The 19,239-nt window shown below is 62.0% G+C and carries 17 protein-coding genes; 8 read left to right on the forward strand and 9 right to left on the reverse strand.

The window, feature by feature from the left end; all coding sequences use genetic code 11:
* Nucleotides 1–16 precede the first annotated feature (16 nt).
* Nucleotides 17–931, reverse strand: coding sequence for a LysR family transcriptional regulator (locus Q1A52_RS02725; RefSeq protein WP_300010505.1), 915 nt, complete (start codon nucleotides 929–931; stop codon nucleotides 17–19).
* Nucleotides 932–1,015: 84 nt separating this feature from the next.
* Between Q1A52_RS02725 and Q1A52_RS02730 the strand changes: the two genes are divergently transcribed.
* Entirely contained in the window at nucleotides 1,016–1,999 is a 984-nt protein-coding gene (locus tag Q1A52_RS02730) for an aldo/keto reductase (protein WP_300010508.1), read from the forward strand.
* A gap of 87 nt (nucleotides 2,000–2,086) precedes the next feature.
* Here Q1A52_RS02730 and Q1A52_RS02735 read toward each other — a convergent pair whose 3' ends face one another.
* From Q1A52_RS02735 to Q1A52_RS02750, 4 genes are all read right to left on the reverse strand, one after another.
* On the reverse strand, nucleotides 2,087–2,860 hold the full coding sequence (locus tag Q1A52_RS02735; RefSeq protein ID WP_300010511.1) for a hypothetical protein: 774 nt from the start codon (nucleotides 2,858–2,860) through the stop codon (nucleotides 2,087–2,089).
* Nucleotides 2,861–3,018: 158 nt separating this feature from the next.
* Nucleotides 3,019–4,533 (reverse strand): cytochrome c peroxidase, encoded by a 1,515-nt coding sequence (locus Q1A52_RS02740; RefSeq protein WP_300010514.1) that lies wholly within the window; start codon nucleotides 4,531–4,533, stop codon nucleotides 3,019–3,021.
* A 129-nt stretch (nucleotides 4,534–4,662) separates the two neighbouring features.
* Nucleotides 4,663–5,988, reverse strand: a complete 1,326-nt coding sequence (locus Q1A52_RS02745; protein ID WP_300010517.1) for an NAD(P)/FAD-dependent oxidoreductase — start codon at nucleotides 5,986–5,988, stop codon at nucleotides 4,663–4,665.
* Between the two features lie 28 nt (nucleotides 5,989–6,016).
* Entirely contained in the window at nucleotides 6,017–7,099 is a 1,083-nt protein-coding gene (locus Q1A52_RS02750) for a class I SAM-dependent methyltransferase (RefSeq protein ID WP_300010520.1), read from the reverse strand.
* A 116-nt stretch (nucleotides 7,100–7,215) separates the two neighbouring features.
* On the opposite strand from Q1A52_RS02750, the gene Q1A52_RS02755 reads away from it, so the two are divergent.
* Nucleotides 7,216–8,253 (forward strand): GlxA family transcriptional regulator, encoded by a 1,038-nt coding sequence (locus tag Q1A52_RS02755; RefSeq protein WP_300010523.1) that lies wholly within the window; start codon nucleotides 7,216–7,218, stop codon nucleotides 8,251–8,253.
* A 35-nt stretch (nucleotides 8,254–8,288) separates the two neighbouring features.
* Here Q1A52_RS02755 and Q1A52_RS02760 read toward each other — a convergent pair whose 3' ends face one another.
* Nucleotides 8,289–9,455 carry an MFS transporter gene (locus tag Q1A52_RS02760; RefSeq protein ID WP_300010526.1) on the reverse strand — a complete coding sequence of 389 codons (1,167 nt, stop codon included), beginning with the start codon at nucleotides 9,453–9,455 and terminating at the stop codon, nucleotides 8,289–8,291.
* A gap of 145 nt (nucleotides 9,456–9,600) precedes the next feature.
* Here Q1A52_RS02760 and Q1A52_RS02765 point away from each other — a divergent pair, with 145 nt between their 5' ends.
* The 6 genes from Q1A52_RS02765 to Q1A52_RS02790 are packed head-to-tail and all read left to right on the forward strand — an operon-like array spanning nucleotide 9,601 to nucleotide 16,146.
* Nucleotides 9,601–10,782, forward strand: coding sequence for a thiolase family protein (locus Q1A52_RS02765; RefSeq protein ID WP_300010529.1), 1,182 nt, complete (start codon nucleotides 9,601–9,603; stop codon nucleotides 10,780–10,782).
* A complete protein-coding gene (locus Q1A52_RS02770; RefSeq protein ID WP_300010531.1) occupies nucleotides 10,779–11,159 on the forward strand; it encodes a hypothetical protein in 381 nt (126 codons plus the stop codon). Before Q1A52_RS02765 ends, Q1A52_RS02770 begins: the two co-directional genes overlap by 4 nt.
* Nucleotides 11,156–12,826, forward strand: coding sequence for an acyl-CoA synthetase (locus tag Q1A52_RS02775; RefSeq protein WP_300010534.1), 1,671 nt, complete (start codon nucleotides 11,156–11,158; stop codon nucleotides 12,824–12,826). Before Q1A52_RS02770 ends, Q1A52_RS02775 begins: the two co-directional genes overlap by 4 nt.
* Entirely contained in the window at nucleotides 12,823–14,295 is a 1,473-nt protein-coding gene (locus Q1A52_RS02780; RefSeq protein WP_300010537.1) for an aldehyde dehydrogenase family protein, read from the forward strand. The genes Q1A52_RS02775 and Q1A52_RS02780 overlap by 4 nt, the downstream gene beginning before the upstream one ends.
* 12 nt (nucleotides 14,296–14,307) lie before the next feature.
* Entirely contained in the window at nucleotides 14,308–15,054 is a 747-nt protein-coding gene (locus Q1A52_RS02785) for a GntR family transcriptional regulator (protein ID WP_299957535.1), read from the forward strand.
* Nucleotides 15,055–15,066: 12 nt separating this feature from the next.
* The gene (locus tag Q1A52_RS02790) at nucleotides 15,067–16,146 is read left to right on the forward strand and encodes a nucleoside hydrolase (protein WP_300010542.1); all 1,080 of its coding nucleotides are present in this window, start codon (nucleotides 15,067–15,069) and stop codon (nucleotides 16,144–16,146) included.
* Here the strand turns inward: Q1A52_RS02790 and Q1A52_RS02795 are convergent.
* The 3 genes from Q1A52_RS02795 to Q1A52_RS02805 are packed head-to-tail and all read right to left on the reverse strand — an operon-like array spanning nucleotide 16,139 to nucleotide 19,238.
* Entirely contained in the window at nucleotides 16,139–17,560 is a 1,422-nt protein-coding gene (locus Q1A52_RS02795; RefSeq protein WP_300010545.1) for a hypothetical protein, read from the reverse strand. The genes Q1A52_RS02790 and Q1A52_RS02795 overlap by 8 nt on opposite strands.
* 10 nt (nucleotides 17,561–17,570) lie before the next feature.
* A complete protein-coding gene (locus tag Q1A52_RS02800; protein WP_300010548.1) occupies nucleotides 17,571–18,335 on the reverse strand; it encodes an SDR family oxidoreductase in 765 nt (254 codons plus the stop codon).
* Entirely contained in the window at nucleotides 18,336–19,238 is a 903-nt protein-coding gene (locus Q1A52_RS02805) for a tagatose 1,6-diphosphate aldolase (RefSeq protein WP_300010551.1), read from the reverse strand. It lies immediately after the preceding gene.
* Nucleotide 19,239 lies beyond the last annotated feature (1 nt).

Raw genomic sequence — 19,239 nt, forward strand, 5'->3', positions numbered from 1 at the left:
CGGAGAGGCCGGGAGCTCACCTGAGTTTTTCGGCACGCGCCTGTTTCAGCCGGTCGCCGTTCCGCCGAAATATCTCCACAAGGTGATCGGCAACAACACGGACGCGTTGCGACGCGGAGAGGTCGCTGTGCAGAACCAGCCAGATCGGCTGATCGAGCCCCAGTTCGACGGGCAAGGGCTGCAGTCCCGCCTCCCGCGCCAGAAAATGCGGCAGAACGGCGAGCCCGATGCCCGCCTGCGCCGCGGACATCTGCGCGGCAAGCGTTGAGGTCATCAGCACCGGCGCCCTGCCCCGCAGAGCCCTTTCGATCCATTGCGCGGCCGGGAGTGTGTTTTGCCGCTCCGACCAGCCGATGACGCGGTCGTTCTCCAGCAGCCCCTCTTCAGGATGTGCCCGGCGCGCGGCCATGTAGCCGGGTGATCCGTAAAGTCCGAACCCGATCGTCCCAATCCGGCGGATCGTGACATTGCCGCCGGTCGGGCGCACCATCCGCACGGCAAGATCGGCCTCGCGCCGGTGCAGGTTTGCGGTTGCCACATCGGTGACTACGTCCAGCGTGAGTTGAGGGTGCCTGTCCAGAAGCGCAGGCAGGGCCGGAATGATGATCGGGTTGGCCAGGTTCTCCGCCGTGGCCAGACGCACGTGCCCCGTGACCTCTGCCTCTGCCGTCACACCCGCCCGAAAGCTGAGCATCGCCTCCTCCAAGGCTTCGGCACGCGGCAGCAACGCCGCCCCCTCATCCGTCAGCTTATAGCCCGTCTGATGATGCACGAAGAGCGGCATGCCCAAGGCCTCCTCCAGCCGCTGAATGCGTCGTGAAACGGTCGCAATACCTGTGCCGAGCATATCGGCGGCCCCGGTCAGGGTCCCGCTACGCGCCACGGCCAGAAAGACCGGCGCATCGTCCCACTTGAGGCGTATATCTTTCATTTTCGGAAAATAGCATTCCAATGGTAGATATTTCTACTGCCTTTTCGGAAAACTATCTTGAGGGTCCAATGAATGGAGCAACAGATGCAACAACGATCCCTGTCCCCGACCCTCACCGTCTCTGCGCTTGGCCTTGGCTGCATGGGTATGAGCGAGTTCTACGGCCCCCGCGACGATGACGTATCCCTGAAAGTCCTGAACCGTGCCGCGGATCTGGGCGTGACCTTCTTTGACACTGCCGACATGTACGGTCCGCATCACAACGAAGAACTGATTGGCCGTTTTCTAAAGGAACGCAAACCGGATGCCGTGATCGCCACCAAGTTCGGCATTGTCCGCGCACCCGGCGAATATGCCAGAACCCTAGACAACAGCCCGGACTACGCCCGCACCGCCTGTGAAGCATCCCTGCGGCGGTTGGGCGTCGAACGGATCGACCTTTATTACGTACACCGGGTCGACCGCAATCGCCCGATAGAGGAGGTCATGGGCGCGCTTTCCGCGCTCGTTGAGGCCGGTAAAATCGGTCACATCGGGCTGTGCGAGGTCAGTGCTGACACCCTGCGCCGCGCCCATGCCGTGCATCCGGTCACAGCGGTACAAACCGAATACTCGCTGTGGTCGCGCGAGGTGGAACAGGATGTCCTGCCCACATGCCGCGCGCTTGGCATCGGCTTTGTGCCCTACTCGCCCCTGGGGCGGGGTTTCCTGACCGGCAGTTTCAGCAAGGGCACAACATTCGGGGAGGGCGATTTTCGTGCCAACCTGCCGCGCTTTTCGCCGGACAACATTGAAACCAACGCGACGATACTGGACGTCGTCCAGCACCTTGCCGCATCAAAGGGCTGTACACCCGCGCAGATCGCTCTCGCCTGGCTGCTGGCCAAAGGCGAGGACATCGTGCCGATCCCCGGCACCAAACGGTTGAAATATCTCGAAGAAAACACCGCAGCGCTGGATATCACGCTGGCACCGGCAGAGGTGCACGCTCTGGAGGTGGCGATTTCCCATCTGGAGGTGGCAGGCGCGCGCTACACCGAGGAAGGGATGAAAGGCCTGAACGCCTGAGCAGGTGGGGACACAAGCTGCAACCGCACGGCACATAGTCTGACAAAAAAACCGGGGCGGTGCGATTACCCGCCCCGGTTCAACCCATCACATGCCCGCGCGCTTTGGCAGGCCCACGTACATCTGCACATGGGTCACGGTGGAAAACTCACCGGTCAGCGGACCATAGGTCTTGCCATCCGAATGCCACGCCACGGCAAGATCCGCCATCAGATGCTCGCCCGTCAGCTGCAGACAGGGTGATATGGTACGGATGAATTCAGCCGACCCGTCAGCCTTGGCGACAAAGACATTCTCCGATCCGTCCCGCGCCCCGAAAGGCAGGTCATATGTGCCAATGAACGGGTCGGTCGGCGGCCAGACCATGAAGTCGTGCCACATCGTATAGACGCCATCGGGCACGAGGTTCTCAAATGAGAAATCCACTTTGCCCACGCCATTTTCGCAAGTGTAGGTGCCGTTGCCCTTGGCGGCGAACCACTCCCCCAGCGTCAGGCCGAGCGCGCGACCCTTTGGATAGGGCCCGGTGTCTTCGGTATCGAGGAAGTTATGCGCCACAGGAACCGCTGGCGCATAGAGCGGCGCGTCCATGTCCCGCGTGGCGGCCGTGGGCCGGAAGACCTCGCCCGACCCTGGGACCTTTTCATAGAAGACGTCCTGCTCCGCCATCCCTTCGTCGATGTGGAAGATAAAGTTCAGCGTCATGTGTTCGGGCGCATCCGCGACGGCTGGGGTGGCCGACGTATTGGCCACATTGCCCACGGGAACGCCGGAATCGAATTGCACCTCCTGCGTCTCCGCTGCGACGGTCGCAGCGCCAAGAACCATGGACACTGCCGTTGAAACGAGAAATTTGGTCATTTTTCAGTCCTTTAGATTGAAAGCAAATATGCTTGGTTGGAAATTCCGGCTTCGGATGGGGAAACCGGTAGGGAAGGCTGCAGCACCGCACGCGCGGCGCTGACAGCGGGTCTCGATCGATACAGTAGTCAGCGAAGACACCGGGATCAGTGCAGGCGCTATCCTCCCCGCGCGCGACCCGGTTGCGGTGGCAAACCGGAGGGCACAGTGTCCGGGATCAGATGACTTCGGTCGACAGCGGTCGGGTCGGTCAGGCTGTGTAGGAAGGCCAGCAGGGCTTCGACTTCCCGATCCGACAGAGACACCGGCGCCAGTTGGGAGGCATCGGCAATACGGTTCCGCAGAGCCTCTGAGCGATGCACCCATGTATCGCGCAGATCAAAGGCGGCGCGCTGGGGACTGCCGACGAGGGGAAAGAGCAGTTTGGAGCCTTCCCCCTTGGGTTCGATCACCCGATCCAGCGGCAGCAAATCGGCGGCGGTGGCGTCATAGGCATTGAGCGATGCAACGCTGTCCAGATGATGGCGCACCATCGCCTCCAGATCGTCAAATGCGCCGTTGTGACCCCAGGGACCGGTCAAGGCGACATTGCGTAGACTGGGCGTGCGGAAGGCAAAGAGGTCCGCATCGTCAAAGGTGACACGGTAGCGCCCTTCGTCCTCCAGCCTGTCTTTAAAGCCGGAGGCGCGCCAATAACCGGTGTCCGCACCGTGGCCCTTGCCGGGGCCGATCTGCGGCACGGCGATCGCGTGGAAACCATGATCGGTCAGCAGACTGCCGGAATGGCAGCTGCCGCATCCCGCTTTCCCATGGAAGAGGGCAAAACCGCGCCTCTGCGCTGCGGTCAGAGCGGTCTGATCGCCGGCCATCCAGCTGTCGAAAGGGCTTTGATCAGACCGGAACGCAACGGTCTGAAAGGTCGCAAGCGCGCGGGCCGCCTGCACGAAGGAAACCGGTGTATCATCGCCCATCTCGGGAAAGGCATCGCGAAAGCGGTTCCGGTATTCCGGGACAGCATCCAAACGCGCCGCCAGCAGGTCCCAGGCATCGCCCACCCGGTCTTCGGCAACCGCGGTTGCAACCGGGTTTTCCCCTTTTTGCCCCGCCATTTCAGACGCGGACAAGACCGGGAACATGGCCTGTGCTGCCAGCAGCGTGTCGAGACCCTCCGGCAGGTTTTCCCGTGCAGGGCTCCAATATCCGCTTTGGAAAATCCTGTGTGGATCAGGCTCCAGACGGCCATCATGAAACATCGATACGTATTCCCGGGCACCGACATTCCAGAGCGCCTGCGCGTTGCGGGGAATCCGCTGGGTGACGCCCTCCGCCGTGCGCCTTTCGGGGCCAAACCCGGCGCCACCTTCGCCGATGGACAGCGCAACGCCATCGCTGCTGCCGCGCGCCGGGTCATGGCAGGTGCCGCAGGAGATATTGCGATTTCCGGACAGAATCGGATCGAAGAACAGGGCGCGGCCCAGCGATACCATCGCCTCTGGCGGTGCGCCGTCATAAAGGAAATCTTCGTCGGTCAGGGAGCCAGGCAGCACCTTTTGTCCGGCATCAGCCTGAAACACGCCGCCGATGGACATGGCCACCAATGCGATGGCACTGGCCGTGACCACCAGACGGCCCAGAACTGTCCGGGTGCTTTGGTTTCTGTAAGACTTCTGCATCGGTCGTCTCTCTTTTCGAGGTGGGTCTATCTGCGAAATCAGCGCCAGTAATCCTGGCCAAATCGGTTGCGTTCCGCGCGGGTCAGGTGCTCCAACCCCATGTCCCGCAACAGGTAGTCGGGCATGTCGTCAAGCCTTCTCAACGCGCGTTTCTGGCGCAGGGCGACGCGCCATTTTGTCAAAATTCCGTGCAGGCTCAGACTGTGCCGACCCCGGCGATTCATCACTGTTATAATCATCGTTAACTCCATTCACTTTCAGCGCCTTTTGAGCGATCTCGCCCGTGCCGTATGTGACGCTGTTCACGGTGGGCAAACTTTTTTCTGATCCACCGATGGCCGTCGCGATGCGCGTTGCACTTTCGCCTGCGGTGTGAAAAAATCCTTTTAATTTAGGTGCATATCCGGTGAACCACAGACCGGGATTGCTGGGATCTGGCGCGCCTGTCGGGTGCAGCGGCTGGCCCGCATCGCTCAGGACTCCGAATTCCCTGAACAAGGATTCGAGGCCCGTCTGGTATCCGGTCGCGCAGATGACCACATCTGCCTTCACCGCGCGCCCATCCATCAGTTGAACGGTGTCTGCCGTGAATCCAACCGTTTCGGCAACAGCCTCAACCCGGCCCGATTTCAACGCAGCGACAAAGCCGTCATCCATCGCAAAGGTCACCCCTTCGGTCATCATGCGGGTGTTGCCGCCGAGCTTATGCCGCCGCAGGCCGTGCCGTCGCAGGTTCCCGAATGCGACCCATTGGGTTGCGGCAAAGAGTGGATCAAGCGACCACTTGGGAAAGCGCAGAAACAGACCCGCCAAGCGGTGCAGCGGAAAGCCAAGGATACGGGTCGGCAAAATCGATGGACCATGTCTGAGCGAGACCCAGACTTTCGCAGGTGCGGCGCGCGACAGGTGGTTCAGGACATCGGTGCCGGAGTTTCCGGCGCCAACAACAAGCACGTTTTTCCCGTCATATGCGCGAACATCCTCAAAGTCTGCCGCATGGATGACCGTTCCGCCAAAATCGTCCAGACCCGGCCAGACCGGTAGGCTCGGGTGCCGTTCCCGACCGGTGGCGACAATCAGATGGGTGGCGGACAACACGCCTTTGTTCGTGACCACCCGCCACCCTTCCGCCGCGCGCGCCACCTGCTGCACCCGCGTTCCGAAATGGATCGGCGCATCGAGATCGCGTGCGTAGTCCTCCAGGAACTCGACAACCGTATCCCGGCGCACAAAGACCCCATCCTTGCAGGTCATCTTCTTGCCGGGCAGGGACGCATAGTGACGGTGTATGTTGAGCCGCAATTGCGGATGCCGTGACCGCCAAGGGCTGGCGATCTGGTCCTTTGCTTCCAGCACGGTGACCGGAATATTTCGGGCCCGCAGCTCGTATGCGGCGGCCAGACCGGAGAGACCTGCCCCGATGACGATGGCGCCGTTTGTAGAACTCTGTGACATCAAAACTCTCCACTCACAAAAAAAGGCATCAGGGCCGGGCGACAAAGTAGGCGTTGATCGGGTCATGCGGCAGGCGCAGCATCTCGATCTGCCCAAACCCGGCGCGGGTCAGAAACTCCTGCGCGGTTTCAACGCCCCACATCGCGCCCAGACCGGGTCCGCCCTGCCCGACGGAGATCGGCGTGCAGTGCATCAGCGAGATGGTGTAGAGCAGCGGCGCAAAGGGGTTTTGGATATTGACCTGCAGGTCTCGCGACCCGCCAATATCCTGCATCAGGAAAACGCCCCCCTCCTTCAACGCGTTGAAGATCAGATCCAGCGCCCCTTGAGGGTCCTTTTGATCGTGTATGGCGTCGAAAGCTGTCACCAGATCATATGTGCCAAGCTGCTCAACCGTGGACAGATCCTGCTGTGTGTAAGTCAGGTTGGTCAGACCTTTTTGCCGGGCCTCGGCCTGCGCCGCGTCAAACGCATCCGCACAAAGATCGACACCGGTGAACCTACTGGCGGGAAAGGTTTCGGCCAAATGCAGCATGGCCCAGCCTCCACCACAGCCCATGTCGACGACATCGATCCCCTCTTCAAGCCGTTCGCGCAGCCCCGGAACGATGGGCAGGATGTGATCGATCAACGCCGCCACAACCGTCTGAGCGCTGTCTTCGCCCATGACCTCGTGGAACCGGTCGTAGTGATGGTAGTGCGTGCCCGCCCCATCCTGAAACCGCGCCAGCATCTCTTCTTCGACGGAGGCAGCGACACCGATGAACTGGCTGGTCACGGCGATGTTGTTGGGACTGGCGGCGCGCGTCAGGAAAGCAGCGTGTTCGGGTGGCAGCCGGTAGGTCTGGGCGGTTGGGTCATAGGCGACCACCTCCGAGGTGACCATCACACCCAGCCATTCCCGCACGTAGCGTTCCGCCAGATTGGCCTTGTCTGCAAGGGCCTGGGAAGTGGCGCCGGGCAGGTCGGCAAGTACATCGAAAAGTCCGCTGCGGTGCCCCAGCGATGTCATCAGGGACAATGCGCCCGCGTTCAGCGCGCCCACCAGACGATTTGCAAAGGCTTCTGCCTTGGCCTCGTCAAACGGCGAAAGGGGGGTGTGTTCTGTCATGATCTTGCTCCACGTCATGAGGCGGGATGCCTCTGTGCCTGCAGTGCTATTGCCGTATGCTTGCGAGTCGTGATATGCGGCGAACAGATCAAAGCGGTGAAAATCGGACATATCGCATGACCTCTTCTCCTACCGCCTGCCGAACTGCCGTGCTGGCAATGCCCTGCGTCGGCACCTCCACTGTTTTCGGCATTCTCGATGTCATGGGTTCGGTCGGGCGCGACTGGCAGATGTTGCACGGCACGCAACCGAACCCCTCGGCCTTCGACGCGAAGCTTCTATCGGTCGATGGTGCATCCTACCGGGATGTGAATGGCCGGGTCATCACGCCCGATGGCGCGTTGAGCGACTTTGATCGACCGGATGTCGTGATCGTGCCGGATCTGCATCTCGCCCCTTCCAGTCCGATGCCGAATGAATTTGGTGAAATGTCGGCCTACATCCGCACTGCCCACGCCCGGGGTGCCGTCATTACATCCGTATGTTCGGGATCGGTCCTGCTCGCGGCCACGGGGTTGCTGAACGGGCTGGAGGCGACCACGCACTGGGGGTTCGGTGATTTCATGACGCGGGAGTTTCCGGATATTCAGTTGCGGCGGGAGCGCATTCTGGTTCCCGCAGGTGAGGGGCACCGTGTGGTGACAGCGGGCGGCGCGTCCGCCTGGGGTGATTTGATGCTCTACCTGGTTGGCCGCTTTGCAGGCGAGGAAGAGGCCAGACGCATGGCAAAGATCTATCTGTTGCAACCGCATACTGAAGGGCAATTGCACTATGCCTCGCTGTTGGCCGGGCGGCAGCATGAAGACGCGGTTGTGGCCGAGGCTCAGGTCTGGGCGGCGGATAACTACGCGGTGCCACGACCGGTTGCCGCGATGGCCAAGCGCACGGGATTGACCGAACGCAACCTGTTGCGACGGTTCCGCCGTGCCACCGGGCAATCGCCCGCCGACTACATCCAGACCCTGCGCATCGAAGAAGCCAAACAGATGCTGGAGACAAGTGACACGCCCATCGAGGAGATCGCCAGCGAGGTCGGCTACACGGAGACGTCGAGTTTCAGGAATGCGTTCAAGCGCCATGTTGGCATGTCCGCCTCTGCCTATCGCAAGAAACGTCTGCCGGGGGTGGCGCAATTCTCCGCTGCGTCACAGTGACGTGGTGTCGGCATCCGTTGTGCGGGTGCCCTTCGTCAGGGATCAGGGAGACCCTTCAAAGTGGCACGGCGTGGCAGGCGCACCGACAGCCAGCCACACACGAGTGCGGCCCCCATCGCGCATAGCAATGGCAGCATGAAGCTGTCGCGCATGTCGAACATCACCCCACCCGCCCAGGGCGCGAGAAACCCCGCGACCCCCCACGCGGAAAACACCACGGAGAAGCGTTTGGCAAAGTCATCCGCCCCAAAGGCGGCTCTGGTCATGACCGGAACCGTCGAGGCGACGACCCCGTAGCCCGTGGCCACCAGGATCAGCGCGACGCACAGCATCACCGGGTTGAGGTGAAAAGCGGCCATCGCCAAGCCAGCCAGCGTCAGGCCCATCGCCACCAGCATGCAGGTCTGCGGCGTTAGGTGCTGGGTCAGCAGGGCAACAGACAGCCGGCCCGAGGTGTTGCCAAGCGCGATACCGGCCAGGCCGAGACTGGCTAGGGCGACGTCAGCACCGGCGACGTCCATCATCTTGGAGGCCAGTCCAAGCACCATCAGCCCGCCGAACGACCCGAAGGCAAAAATGGTCCAGATCATGGCCAGCACCTGTGTCGACTGCGCCGGGCGGGCGGGTGTGACGCGTTCCGCACGCGGCGTGCTGCGTATGGAGGAGCCAGACTTCGACGTAAGAGCCGCCAACATAGAACAACAGCCAAGGCCAGCAGCCAACAGCGGCAACCCGTCCAACCCATAGCCCTCTGTGTCCATCACCCGCCATAGCGGTCCAAAAACGGCGCCGCCGGTGCCGAAGGCCGCGACCATGGCCGGGGTGGCGATCTTATGCGCAGGCGCCGAGGCGGCAACGCCAAGGGCCGCGATATAGATGCCGCCGCTTGCGGCGCCGAAGCCTCCACTGAACCACAGCAGGAAAAATCCAAATTCCGGCATGCGCGCCGCTGCAAGAACGCAAAGGGCACCGAACATTCCGAAACAGGCCACGGCTCTTGGGGTCGACGTCCGCACGGGAAGGCGGGGCACAAGGATAACCGCGACGGTAAAGCTCACGATTGCCAGAGAGAAAATCAAACCCGTCTGGGCCGTGGTGACGCCGTAAGCGGCCTGCACTGGCGCGATGAGAGCGCTCCATCCATAGAGACCACCTGCGCAGAAACAGATCAATCCGGACGTCAGAAGCGGCCTCAAACTCAAAGCGAAATCCTCGCCAGCCCATCACCGTGACGCCGAAACCGGCATACGGCGGCCCTGCGCGTTCATCTTAAAATCAACTTGTATCTACAAATATGTTAGGTCAAAGTATCCCGGTGATCCAGCCAAATGTGAGCACCGTTGAGAGATGCAAGTCAGAGACGTCACAGTCACCGGCGCTGCCCTGACGCCCTTCAACCGGCGCAAGGACGGGACGGGCTTTCGTGACTGGGCCCTCTCGGCCTTTGAAATGGCCTTGGAACGGTCCGGCTTGGAGCGGTCGGATATCGACGCGCTGTACGTCGCCTCCGAGAGCGATTTTTTCCATTTGCAGCTGAACCCGGCATCGGTTCTGGCCACAGAACTTGGTCTGACGGGGGTTGCCGCCACGCGCTGCGAAGGTGGCGGCGCGTCAGGTCAGGTTGCCGTGCACACCGCCGCCCGCGCCATTCAGGCCGGGGCGGCAAAACATGTGGCTGTCATCGGCGCCGATCCCTCCGCCTCCTCATTGTCAGGTGATGCGGTCCGCACCCTTTACGGGTTTTCCTTCGACGCCTGGACGGATGGTATGACGGGCCTGACATCAACGGCGCTCTATGCCCTGTCCTTTCAGGCTTTTGCAGCGGAACATGGGGGAACGGAGGCGGATCTGGCGACCGTGACGCTCCAGAACCGCAGCAATGCGTGCCACAATCCCGGTGCGCATTTGCCACGCAGGGATAGCCCACAGGACATCGCCGATAGCCCGGCCATTGCTTCACCCTATAGACGCTTGCACTGCTCACCATTGTCCGATGGAGCCGCGGCGATCATCCTGTCCCGAACCGATGCGACACCGCGCACGCGTATCGGAGCCGCCAGAATTGCCGGGATGGGGGCCGCGACGGATCACATGCATCTCGGCGCGCGGGCCGATCCGGGGTTTTTCAACGCAAAACAGATGGCGATGCAGCGGGCCTGTGCCGACGCAGGCGCGACCCCGGCGGAGATCGGCCTTGCCGAACTCTACGACGCCTATGCGGGGACGCAACTGCAGGCCATTGCCGCCTTGGGGCTGAGCGAGGATGTATCGCGCGACCTGAACGACGGAGCTTTTGCGCCCTCCGGCCGCTGCGCGATCAACCTGTCCGGCGGATTGATGGGGCAAGGCGCGCCCGTGGGCGCAACGGGCGTCGGGCAGACGGCAACCTGCGCCCTGCTCCTCGAAGGCCGGTACCACCCCGCCCTGCAGCCCGACACGCTGCCACGCTATGCGTTGGCAGACACCCATGGCGGGGTCTGTACACTCTCGGCGGTCACGATCCTTGAGCGCGCGGAGAGAGCGGCATGATTTCACATCATCTCGGCCTCGACTACGCACTAAACCCGGGTTGGATGGCGCCCTATGTCGCTGGGCTATCGGTTGGCAAAGCAAGAGCCCGGCGCTGTCAAAGCTGCGCCGCGACCAGCTTTCCACCCTTGCGGGTTTGCACCTGCGGCTGCTTGAAGGGGGACTGGACAGACTTGCCCGGCACCGCGCAGATCCTGTTTCGCACCACCGGGCTGGACGGCGATTTCGGTCTCGTGCACTTCGACGGGGCCACCACGAAAACCACGCTGCGGCTGCAAGCTATTCCCGCAACGGAAACGCGGGGCATCATCGCCGCATCCGGGGACGATCTGCCCGTGCTGTGTCTGACAGCCCTTGGCGGGGAGCGGGACGGGTGAGCGCAAAAATCAACATTCCCCGCGACCTGCATGCCGGGCTCAATCTGACCGAAGTCGGTGATGGCTACGAGATCAGGTGGCCGGAAGACGCGAACATCTTTCACATGACCGTGGGCAAGCACCTCGGCCCCACCACGCGTGACAATCCGGCCATGATTTTCGAGGACAGTGCCGGCGTCACGCATGTAAAAAGCTTTGCGGAGATCGACCGCGCGGCGACCAACCTGGCCGCGCAGCTGAGGCAATTGGGCTACGGACGCGGCAGCCTGATCGGTCTGCACACCGGACAGCATCCCGATACTGCCATCGCCCATATGGCCATCTGCAAGCTGGGCGGCACCGCGGTGACGCTATCGCAGCTCTATGGTCCCGACACGCTGCGCCATGCAATGAACGATTGCGAACTGCCCGTCATCCTGACCGCAGCCGACGCCTGGGCGCCGATGCGCCGGGCGGCCCGGACCGATTTCCCGCACCTCAAACATGTCCTCTGCCGCGACCCGCAGGATGGTGACTTGGATCTTGCCGCCGCCATGGACACCGACGCGCCTGACTTTGCGCCAGAGTACACAGGCGGCGATGACCCCGCCCTGCTGATGTACACTTCCGGGTCGACCGGCAAGCCCAAGGGCATCCTGCACGGGCATCGGATACTGGCGGCCTACACGCCTTCGATCAACCTGTTCTTCAACCTCGCGATGGAGGACGCGGATGCGGTCTATTGGTCCCCGTCGGATTGGGCATGGGTTGGTGGTCTGTTGGACATGTTGTTTCCCGCATGGATGGCGGGGCGGCCCATCGCCACCTCGCTGGAACGGTTCACAGCCGATTACGCCTATCGCTTCATGAGCCGCCAACAGGTGACACACAGTTTCCTTGCCCCCACGGCAATCAAACGTCTGGCGCAGACACCCGACCCGCGTGCGGTCCATGATCTGGCCCTCAAGGTCATCTGTACCGGCGGGGAAGCGCTGGCCTCTGAAACCCTGAACTGGGCAGAGACCAAGCTGAAGGTCGTGTGCAATGAATTCTACGGCCTGACAGAGGTGAACCACCTGATCGGCAACTGTGCCGCGCTCTTTTCCCGTAGACCCGGCTCCATGGGCCGCGCCTATCCGGGACATCAGGTTTTTCTGGTGGACGCAGACGGCGAAGAAGTCGCAGACGGTGAACCGGGCGAGATCGTGACCTTGCAAAGCTCTCCCACCCGGTTTCTGGGGTATCTGAACAATCCCGAAAAGACGGCGGAGATGGCGCTGGGGCCGTACCTGCGCACCCACGATCTGGCCGTGCGGGATGCGGATGGGTACTTCTGGTACAAGGGCCGGTCCGACGATCTGATCAAATCCTCCGGCTTCCGGATCGGTCCCGCAGAGATCGAGGAATGCCTGCTCGCCCACCCCGGTGTGGCCGAAGTTGCGGTGATCGGCAAACCGGATGCGGATCGTGGGGCCATTGTCAAAGCGGTTATCAAGCTGAAACAGGGCTTTTCCGGCGATGCGGCACTGTCCGAGCAGCTGCGCGCGCATGTCAAAACCCGGCTGGCAGGCTACAAGGCGCCGCGCGAATTTGCCTATGTCGACGGGTTCGAGATGACCTCGTCCGGCAAGATCAATCGCCGTGCGCTGCGCGAAGCTGAAAAAGCGGCGCAGGGAGGCAAGTCATGAAGATGACCCCGCTCTTGCCAGAGGTCGCCGCCTTCATTGAGGCCAAACAGGCGCTCCGGATCGGGGGCAAGCGCTGCGATACCGCCCAAACGCTAGCGGTGATCAACCCGTCGACCGGACGTCCTCTGGCAGAGGTTGCGCGGGCAGGATCGCCGGAGATTGATCTTGCGGTTCAGGCGGCGACGCGGGCCTTTGATGACGGGCCATGGGGCCGGATGATGCCCCATGACCGGGGTCGCATTCTATGGCGACTGGCCGATCTGATCGAAGAGCGCGCACCGATTTTTGGGCAGCTCGACGCGCTCGACAACGGCAAACCATACGCTACCGCACGGGATGTCGATGCGCAGTGGTCCGCCCGGCATTTCCGGTACTTCGCGGGCTGGCCGGACAAGATCGAAGGCGCGACAATCCCGGTCAGCACACCCGACCGCTTGAATTACACACGCATCGAACCAGTGGGGGTCTGCGGGTTGATCACCCCATGGAACTACCCCTTGCTGATGGCCGCCTGGAAACTCGCGCCCGCCCTGGCCGCAGGCAACACCATCGTGCTGAAACCCTCCGAAGAAACACCGCTCTCGGCGCTCTACCTGGCCGATCTGGCGCTGGAAGCGGGCTTGCCGAAGGGCGTTTTGAACGTGGTGCCCGGCTATGGCCGTGATGCGGGCGCGGCACTGGCAGCGCATAAAGGCATCGCAAAAATCGGATTTACCGGCAGCACGCGCACGGGCCGCGAGATCGTCAAGGCCTCTGCCGGCAATCTCAAGAAACTCTCGCTGGAATTGGGCGGCAAGGCGGCCAATATCATCTTTCCGGATGCCGATCTGTCCCGCGCCATTCCCGGTGCGTTCTGGGCAAACTTCGGCAACAACGGGCAAAGCTGCACGGCGGGGGCGCGACTCTACGTCCATGACAGCGTGTATGATCAGGTGGTGGACGGCCTGACCGCGCTCGCGCGAGAGGTCAGCGTTGGACCCAGCCTTGAAGAACCCGGCCATGATCTGGGCCCGGTGATCAGCGAAAAACAGATGAATATGATCCTTGGTCATGTCGAGACCAGCCAACAGCAGGGCGCAACGGTGCAGATCGGTGGCGCGCGGGCTCAGGGGAATGGCTGGTTCATCCCGCCCACGCTGATCACCGGAGTCGAGGATAGGATGACCATCACGCGGGAAGAGGTCTTTGGCCCTGTCCTGTCGATTTTGAAGTTCACCGACGACGCCGACGTGCTGGCCCGGGCCAACAAGTCGGATTACGGGCTGGCGGCGGGCCTTTGGTCGCAAGATGTGACGCGCGTCAGGCGGTTTGCCGACGCCCTGCAGGCCGGGACCGTTTGGGTGAATTGCTGGGGGGAGACCGACGCCGCCTCGCCCTTTGGCGGTGTGAAACAATCAGGCTACGGGCGCGAAATGGGCAAGGACGCCATCGCGCTCTATAGTCAGACCAAAAGCGTCTGGGTCGGATAGGGGATGGTATCCATGCAATCAGAAACGCAACCGAAGTATGAACATGCGTACCGCGTGATCCTCCAGCGTCTCAAGGCGGGGCGGTACCCCGTGGGCGGGCGCATGCCGACCGAAAGCGAACTGGCCACGCATTTTTCAGTGAGCCGCGTGACGATCCGACGGGCTTTGGACATGCTAGTGCAGGATGGCTATGTCGAGAGCAAGCAAGGCAGCGGTTACCGAGTGCTGACCCTGTCGCCCGCCTCCGACACCTGCTTGACGTCCTTCACCGATGCGATGCTGCGCGCGGGGCACGATCCTTCCTCCCGCTTCATGTCGCTGGACCACTTTGCCCCCGGCGCGCCGGAAACCGCAGACCTGCCCAAGGAGATGCAGGGCACCGAGATCAGCCGCGTGGTCCGCCTCCGGCTGGTCGATGACACGCCAAGCATGCTGGTGATGACCTATGCCCCCCGCGCGCTGCTCAAGGATGCTAGGCCCGAAGACTTCCCGGAACGCGGACCCGAGCAATCCATTCTACGCATCCTCAGCGCGCGTTTTGGGTTGGACTGGTCTGCAGCCTGCGAAGACATCAGCCCCATTCTGGCCGATGACACCATGGCGGAGACCTTCCAGATCGAGCCCGGACAACCCTTGTTGAAGCAGGCCTGTTCTGCCTTTGATGACACCGGGCGCATGGTCTTTCACGAGGATGTTTTCCGCGCCGGGTCCGTCAGTTTCAACCTGTCCCAATCCGCCCGCACGCCACGCCACGTCTGAGGAGACCCGCCCATGAGCTTTTCACCGCTCCCCCCCGCCTTGATGCAGGATCGCCTGTCATTGCCACATGACGGGCCGGTTCGGTTGCTGATCGACACCGATGCTGCCAATGAAATCGATGACCAGTTCGCGATTGCCTGGGCGCTGATGTCGCCGGACCACATGACGGTTGAAGCGGTGACAGCCGTGCCGTTTTCCTTTGCCCATCATCAGCCGGAGCTTCTGGCGGCCGAGCGGGCTCTGGAAGAAGGCACGGCCCGCGACGAGCATCTGGTGGGCGGATTTCAGGGCTGGCTCGACCGGTTGCATGGACAAGGCCGGCGCGCCGCGGATCTGACATTTGTCGGGCCTGCAGAAGGTATGGATCTCAGCTATGCGGAGATTTGCACCATCTACGAAAAGCTTGGGATTTCCGCAGATGGCAAGGTCTTCAAGGGTGCGCAACGCTACATGCAACATCCGGAGGACGTGGTGGCCTCCGATGCCGTCGACACCATCATCCGCCTTGCCAAAACCGGTGATGCGCCGCTTTACATCGCGGCGATGGGCTGTGTGACGAATATCGCCAGCGCCCTGCTCAAAGCACCGGAGATACGGGAGCGTATTGTTGTGATCTGGACGTCGGCCTATCCCTCGTCGGCCCCGCATTGCAACCGCCCGTCGCTAAATCTGGTGCAGGACGTGCATGCCTCACGCATCATTTTCGACAGCGGCGTGCCGCATGTCTATCTGCCCGGCTATCACGTCGGCGCACAGCTCAAGATTTCGCGACCCGAAATGGCGCAGTTTGTCCAAGGGCGCGGGGCGATTGGCGACTACCTCTACCATCTTTATATCCACAACCCGCTGCATGACATGTTCGCGATCTCGGACAGGGAACGGCGCACCTGGGTCATCTGGGACATCATCAACATTGCTTGGCTGATCAATCCAGACTGGGTGCCGACGCACTTAACGCAGTCGCCTATTCTGGATGACGAGTTGTACTGGCAAAGGGATGCAAACCGCCACCCGATGCGCGAAGCGCATGATGTGCAGCGCGATGAGATTTTCCTCGATTTCTACGACAAGCTTGCCGCCGCAGCTACGTAAAGTCGCGCCTATCCAGATGCCCGCGCATCGGGACCCGTCCCAATATGTCCATGCCCGTCCACGACGCGAATTCTGTCAGGATGCCCACGACATGGCCGGGCACCAGTACGAAGTGATGCTCCAGCCCATGCGCCATCACGCTGGCCACGACATCTTCCAGACCCGCCTGTTGCCCGTCGATCTCGAAGCTGTCCAGCCACCCGCGACAGCCTGTGAAGCCACTCGGATCACGACCCGAGACCTGCGCGGTCATGCCAAAGAAGGCGCTTGCGTTCCGCGCCACCCGAAACACCGTGACGGGGCCGTCGCGGAAGACCAGATCGCTGATCGCGCCATGGACAGGGCCCGCCTCTGTGCCGCGCCCGATCATCGGGTGATTGATCCATTGCGCCCCCGCCTCATCGGCCAGATACAAGGGGCCGCCGCCTCCATGCCACATCAGGAGCTGTCCGCTCGCCAAATCCGGTTCCGTCATATCCAGCAGGTAGCCAACCCGCCCGGTCACTGATGCCGCGACAAGCTGCGTCACCGCGCCCAGCACGTCACCCTCCGACGCGACGGGCAGGTTGTGACGTTCCTCCAACCATGTAAACGCAGCCCCGGGGTGCATGCCGGGATCATCCTGCAACGCAGGCCAGTCGCTGACTGCTAGCGCCGCATAGCCACCGGCCTCGGCCATCTCCGCAAGCGCCAGGGCCGCGCGGGCGCTCAGTGCCATCTGGTCCTCGGACACGCCGGAGACTTCGGCAGCGCTGGCCATCTCTGCGACCTCTGCGGTAACCAAATCAGAAGGCAACGCCTTCATCCGCCCGGTCAGTTCATGCATATCATGATGGGCTACATCGACACCAAGTCGCGCGCGCAACTCCGATGTCGACACCTCCATGTTGTAGAACGTCATGGCCAACCCACCGATTACGCCGATCCGTGCGCCTTTCAGAGCTTTCAACGCCTTGAGCGCCCGCACCGTGCAACGCAGCCGATCTTGCAAGGCGGCACTTTCCGGCGCGCCGTGGTACCATTGCACAGGCCGGGCAGAGAGGTCGCGCACCTGGCGCGCAATCGACATCGACATGTTGAGCGAAACAAAGTTGTTGAGCTGCACATCTCCGGTGCGCACCGGCTCTGGCACCGACCAGAAGCCACAGCGGAATTCAGACGCCGCCACGGTGCGGGCGACATCGCCCATCGTGAAACCGCCATGCAGGAGCAGAACAAAATCAACACCCTGCGCCCTGCAAGCCGCAAGCGCATCTTCCATTTCCCGCGCATCCATCGGGACATCGGCATGCATATAAAACGCGACACCCTCATCGGCACATAGGGCCGTCAGGGCGGTTTCAGCAGCGGCCCACACCCCGTGCTTTTCGGGAAAATAGCTCGGCAGGGACGCGCGGATCAGACCAAGTTTCATGGTTTTTCCCTCAGATTCTCAGGTATCCGCCATCCACAACCAATGACGTGCCCATCACATATTTGGCCAGATCGGAGGCAAGGTAAATGCAGGCATCCGCGACTTCTTCGGGCTCACCCCAGCGCCGGGCCGGGATCATGTCCAGATACCCTTCGCCGGTTTCCGTCCCGATCACCGGATCATCCTCGATGTTCATCTGCGTGCGCATGATGCCAGGGTTCACGTTGTTCACCCGGATCCCCATCGGCCCAAGCTCATCGGCCAGCGAGTAGGTCAACAGACGTACAGCCCCCTTGGACATGTTGTAGTGCGAAAACCCGCCGGTGCCCCGCATCCCGGCAATCGAACACATGTTGATGATCACCCCGCTTTTGCGCTTCACCATGGCCCGCGCCGCCATCTGCGATCCGAAGAAAACGCTTTTGACATTGACGTCCTGCATGCGGTGAAAGACGTCCTCGGTCGCTTCAAGAATGGGCTCTTTCCGCAGGATGCCAGCGTTGTTCACCATGACATCCAAGCCGCCCCAGGCTTCGGCCACCGCCACCAGAGCTTCCAGCTGATCGACCTTGCTGACATCGCAGGTGACGAACTTTGCCATCGCCGGGAATTGCGCATTGATGGCCTCTGCGGTGGGTGTGCCACCCTCCCGGCCGACTTCATCCAGATCCGCGACGATCACCCTGGCCCCTTGACGGGCGAAACCGTCGGCGATGGCGCGGCCATTGCCGCTGGAACCGCCGGTAACGATCGCAATCTTACCGTCCAAAAGCATCTATCCCTTCTCCAAAGCCGCGATCAGACGGCGCAGACGCATCCTGCCGGTGTCCTGCAGCCACGCCCGTAACGCGCCCTCGCCCTCCGCGCCAAAAATCGCGACGCCATCCGACCAGATCGCACGCCCGCACATGAACCCGGAAAAATCGACACCCGCCTCCACCGCCAGTTTCAAGGACGCCTCGAACCAGTCAAAGGACACGCCCGCGCTGAGGTATACAAGATCAATCCCGTTTGCCGCAGCAGCAGCATTGCGGAACGCCTCCAACGCCTGTGCGCGTGTCATCTGCGCCGTGCCAAAGCCCTCCACAAAAGACAGATCCACAGGAATTTCGACTTTCAGAACGTCCACTTGAAATCGAGCATCCGCAAAAACGTCCGTCGCGCGCCGCACCAAATCGGGTTTTTGCGCGGCATATTCCGCAGTGCCCGCCGCAAGGTCCGGGTGATACACCAACGGTTCCATCAGATATCGGATGCCCGCCGCGCGACATCGGCGCCCGATATCGGCGACAAGATCCTGCTTGCGTGCGTTCAGGTCCGGATCATCATCCGGCGCGTAATACATGAAGAATTTCAGCTGCTCCACGCCCATCGCCGGATAGTCATCAACGATGAAGTTGCGGGGTAATACCGTGATCCGGTCCGCATCCGAGATGTGATAGACGTCCGCCTCGAAGGCCAGCATCCGGGCGCAGCCGTTGGGATAGCTGTGCAGCAAATCAGGACCGCAGGTGGCGTCGACCAGAACCGTCGTGGCATCCGGCCCCAGGGTTTCCAGTACGGCCCGTTTGAACGTCAGCAAATCGTCAGGTTTGGCGTCCGCGCCCCGCGCCGCGCGAATGCTGGCCTCCAACCCGCTACCGGCATCGACCGCCACACCGTGAATCCTGTCCACCATA

The sequence above is a fragment of the uncultured Roseobacter sp. genome, from assembly GCF_947488185.1.
Taxonomy (GTDB): domain Bacteria; phylum Pseudomonadota; class Alphaproteobacteria; order Rhodobacterales; family Rhodobacteraceae; genus Roseobacter.